The organism is Streptomyces durocortorensis, from assembly GCF_016901035.1.
In the GTDB taxonomy this organism is placed as follows: domain Bacteria; phylum Actinomycetota; class Actinomycetes; order Streptomycetales; family Streptomycetaceae; genus Streptomyces; species Streptomyces durocortorensis.
The window spans coordinates 1-4,006 of sequence record NZ_JAFEUF010000120.1 but is presented as its reverse complement, the minus strand read 5'-3'; the positions used below and the strand labels follow the sequence as shown (position 1 = coordinate 4,006).

General features: G+C 73.4%; 4 protein-coding genes. 3 read left to right on the top strand and 1 reads right to left on the bottom strand.

What is annotated here, in order from left to right:
- Positions 1–127: 127 nt before the first annotated feature.
- Complete coding sequence (locus tag JS521_RS21485; protein ID WP_205084576.1) at positions 128–754, bottom strand: RDD family protein; 627 nt, start codon at positions 752–754, stop codon at positions 128–130.
- A 220-nt stretch (positions 755–974) separates the two neighbouring features.
- Here JS521_RS21485 and JS521_RS21480 point away from each other — a divergent pair, with 220 nt between their 5' ends.
- The 3 genes from JS521_RS21480 to JS521_RS21470 form a co-directional block, all read left to right on the top strand.
- On the top strand, positions 975–1,856 hold the full coding sequence (locus JS521_RS21480; protein ID WP_200722947.1) for a bifunctional methylenetetrahydrofolate dehydrogenase/methenyltetrahydrofolate cyclohydrolase: 882 nt from the start codon (positions 975–977) through the stop codon (positions 1,854–1,856).
- Positions 1,857–1,881: 25 nt separating this feature from the next.
- On the top strand, positions 1,882–2,610 hold the full coding sequence (locus JS521_RS21475) for a DUF3017 domain-containing protein (RefSeq protein WP_205084575.1): 729 nt from the start codon (positions 1,882–1,884) through the stop codon (positions 2,608–2,610).
- Between the two features lie 513 nt (positions 2,611–3,123).
- The coding region (locus tag JS521_RS21470; protein ID WP_205084574.1) for a helix-turn-helix domain-containing protein at positions 3,124–4,006 on the top strand (883 nt) is incomplete at its 3' end.

The following is a 4,006-nucleotide window of genomic DNA, read 5'->3' as shown; positions in this document are numbered from 1 at the left end:
CCGCCCGCCCCGGCCCCGGCACCTGCCGGGTCGCCTGGGGGCGCCGGGGCGCGGGGCCGGCGCCCGCCCGGCCCCCGCCGGCCCGGGCCGCCGGGCCCCCCCCTTCCGTACGTACGAGGTGCGGCGGTCAGTTGGCCTTGACGACCACGGACGAGCAGACCTTGTCCGCGAACGTCTGCTTCTTCTCGTCCCACAGCGGCCACAGCCAGCCGATGTAGCAGGCGATGCTGTCCAGGAAGTGGGCCAGGCGGCGGACGAAGGCCATGCCGAAGCCCAGCGGACGGCCGTCGGCCTCGCGCAGCAGGCGGATGCCCACGGCCTTCTTGCCGATCGTCTGGCCGGTGGTGCCCTCCTGGTACAGCTGCCAGATGCCGAGGCCGAACGCCAGGAGAGCGCCGATCATGACCATCACGCCGCCGGTCGAGTCGCCCATGCCGGCGCCGATGCCGACGAAGACGATGTAGGGGAGGCCGATGATGAGCCCGTCGATGATCGTGCCGCCGAAGCGCAGACCCCAGTGGGCCAGCTCCGGCATGCCGCCGCCGTAGCCGGGCTGCTGGCCGCCGTAACCCGGCTGCTGCGGGTAGGCCCCGTACTGCTGGCCGGGCTGCTGCTGCGGGTAGCCGTAGCCCTGCTGCGGGACGCCCTGCGGAGCCTGCTGGGGGTAGCCGTAACCGGGCTGTCCCTGCGGCGGGCCCTGGGGAGGCTGGCCGGGCTGCTGCCCGTACGGGTTGTTCGGGTCGCCGAAGCTCATAAGGGGTGTTCCTTCAACAGACGTGTGGGGACGAGATGGCCACACGGAGGAAGGACATCGATCAGCGGCCCGCCCCCCGTACAACCGCGGCCTTCATCGTTATAAGTGCGACCCTTGTTTGTCCAGTCCAGGGCCCCGGACGTTGTGCAAGTGCAATGTCCGGTACGGGGGTGGCGCCGGCAATTGGTATGCGGGCGGGGTCATCCGCGAGGATGGGCCCATGACTGCCCAGATTCTCGATGGCAAGGCCACCGCTGCCGCGATCAAATCCGATCTGACCGTCCGTGTGGCGGCCCTCAAGGCCCAGGGGATCACTCCCGGCCTCGGAACCCTGCTCGTCGGGGACGACCCGGGCAGCCGGTGGTACGTCAACGGCAAGCACCGCGACTGCGCCCAGGTCGGCATCGGCTCCATCCAGCGCGAACTGCCCGACACCGCCACGCAGGAGGAGATCGAGGACGTCGTCCGGGAGCTCAACGCCAACCCCGAGTGCACCGGTTACATCGTCCAGCTGCCGCTGCCCAAGGGCATCGACACCAACCGGGTGCTGGAGCTGATGGACCCGGAGAAGGACGCCGACGGGCTGCACCCCATGAGCCTCGGCCGCCTCGTCCTCAACGAGACCGGCCCGCTGCCCTGCACCCCGCAGGGCGTCGTCCAACTGCTGCGCGCGCACGGCGTGGAGATCAACGGCGCGCATGTGGTGGTCGTCGGACGCGGTGTCACCATCGGCCGGTCGATCCCGCTGCTGCTGACCCGAAAGTCGGAGAACGCCACGGTGACCCAGTGCCACACCGGCACCCGGGACCTCTCCTCCCACCTGCGCCAGGCCGACATCATCGTCGCCGCCGCCGGGGTGCAGCACCTGATCAAGCCGGAGGACGTGAAGCCGGGCGCGGCCGTGCTCGACGTCGGCGTCAGCCGGGACGCGGACGGCAAGATCGTCGGCGATGTGCACCCGGGGGTCCGCGAGGTGGCCGCCTGGGTCGCCCCGAACCCCGGTGGCGTCGGCCCGATGACCCGTGCGCAGCTGCTGGTCAACGTGGTGGAGGCGGCCGAGCGGGCCGCCGCCGAGGCCGCCGACGCCGCCGCCGCGGGCTGACGGCCGGATGCCGGAGGGAACCTCCATGGGTGCTGGTAGGAGTCCGGCCGACCCCGCCCCGACGGGCCGCGCGGCGGATGGGCAGGACTGGCCGGACGGGCCGGACGAAGCCCACGGGATGAGCGAACCGGACGGGCACGCCGCGCCCGGCCGGTCGAACCCGGCCACGGACGGGGCGAAGGGCACAGCCGCGGACGGGGCGAAGGGCACGGCCGCGTCCGGCCGGTCGAACCCGGCCACCGGCGAGGCCAAGGGAACGGCCACCGGCGAGGCGAAGGACACGGCCAGGGACGAGGCCGCGAACACGGCCGCGGACACGGCCACGCCCGCGGACACGGCCCCCCCCGCGCGCCCCCGCCGGTCGCGGCGGTTCCCGCGGTTCACCCGGGACACCGCCCGGCCCGAGGGCGGCGGCCGGGCGGCGTCCGGTGACGCGCCCGCCCCGGCCCGGCAGTGGCCGCTGCTCACCGTGCTCTGCGCGGCGGGCCTCGGGCTGCTGATCGTGGTCCTGGACCCGTTCGACCAGGCGTTCCGCATCGGCACCATCCTGATCGGCGGCGCGCTGATCACCGGTGCCGTGCTGCGCTGGGTGGTGCCCTCGGTCGGGATGCTGGCGGTACGGTCCCGCTTCACCGATCTCGTCACGTACGGGGTGATGGGCACGCTGATCGTGCTGCTCGCCCTGGTCGCCCAGCCCAATCCGTGGCTCGACGTCCCGATCCTCGAAGACGCGGTCCGCTTCACGATCCGCTAGCCCTCCAGGGCGTGCCCGTGGTGGCCGTCCCCACCCCCGAGGGGGGACGGACACCACGGCGGTACGGGGCCTACCGGGCAAGAAGCCCCGGTATGCGGCGAGATGGGCGGCCTTGCCCCGTCCCGACTCCAGAGTCATGGACATGAAAGGCTCGAACAAGCGCTCACTGTGGCCTGTGGCACGGAAGTGACCATTCCGGCACGGTGTGATCGCCGCGCAACGATGGCAGACTGTCACGGCACACCGAGCGGCACGGAGCAGGCAGAGCAATGGCCGGGCAAGGACCGGCGCAGTGTTCGAGGCGCGTGAAGATGCGCACCCCGTCCCGAATGCTCCCGTGCGCCCCCTCGTCAGGAACTGACACCCTGGCTTCGCGCATCCTCGTGGGTAGTCCTGCCGACGGTCCGGAACGGACCTACGGCGGACGGACCGGGGGATGCGCGGGCCGGGGGCCCGACCGCAGCGGGGAACAGCAAGCACGTCCGGGGGACACGAGGGGGGAAGGGAAACGCCATGCCTCGTTGGAAGGCACTGCCCGAAGAGCTCGACCCGCAGATCAGGGAGTTCGCCAGCCAGCTGCGCCGGCTCGTCGACCGCAGCGGGCTGAACATCAACGCGGTGGCCGACCGCACGGGTTACAGCAAGACGTCCTGGGAGCGGTATCTCAACGGACGCCTGCTCGCCCCGCGCGGGGCCGTCGTGGCGCTCGCCGAGGTGACGGGCACTCCGCAGCACCACCTCACGACCATGTGGGAGCTGGCGGAACGGGCCTGGAGCCGGGCCGAGATGCGTCATGACATGACGATGGAGGCCATCCGCATCACGCAGGCCCGTGCCGCGCTCGGCGAGCTCGGCACGACGCCCCCCGGCGCTCCGGCGGACAGCCGGTCCGGCCGGTCATCCGCCGGCGGCCGGCGCGGCGCGTCCGATTCCGGCGCACGGGTTCCCACCGCCGCGGGCCCGGCCGGCAGGGACGCCCCGCCCCGCGACGCCCACGGCAAGGGCCCGTACGGCGGCGGCGCCTACGAGCCCGGCGACGACGACACGCGTCAGCTCATCGTCCCCACCCAGCGCGGTACCGCACCGGCCCCCGCACGCCACCAGGACCGACCGTACGGCGGCACGCCGAACCACAGCGGGCAGGACCACGGCGGGCCGAACCAAGGCGGGCGGCCACCGGAGCGCAGCACGCCGGACAGCACCGCCGGCGGCTCCCGCTCCGGCCGGAACCGCACCGCGGGCAGCACCGGACCGGGCAAGGCGCCCGGAGGCCGCAGCAAGGGCCTCATGCTCGCCGTCGGCGCCGTCGCCGCGCTGATCGTCGCGGTCGGCGCGCTGCTTCTCGCGCCGGGCGGCGACGACGCGGCCAAGGCCACCCCGCCCCCCTCGGCGGCCC

Excerpts from the sequence above, each read along its gene's own strand:
- JS521_RS21485 (WP_205084576.1), bottom strand. The coding sequence starts at position 754 with ATGAGCTTCGGCGACCCGAACAACCCGTACGGGCAGCAGCCCGGCCAG.
- JS521_RS21480 (WP_200722947.1), top strand. The coding sequence starts at position 975 with ATGACTGCCCAGATTCTCGATGGCAAGGCCACCGCTGCCGCGATCAAA.
- JS521_RS21475 (WP_205084575.1), top strand. The coding sequence starts at position 1,882 with ATGGGTGCTGGTAGGAGTCCGGCCGACCCCGCCCCGACGGGCCGCGCG.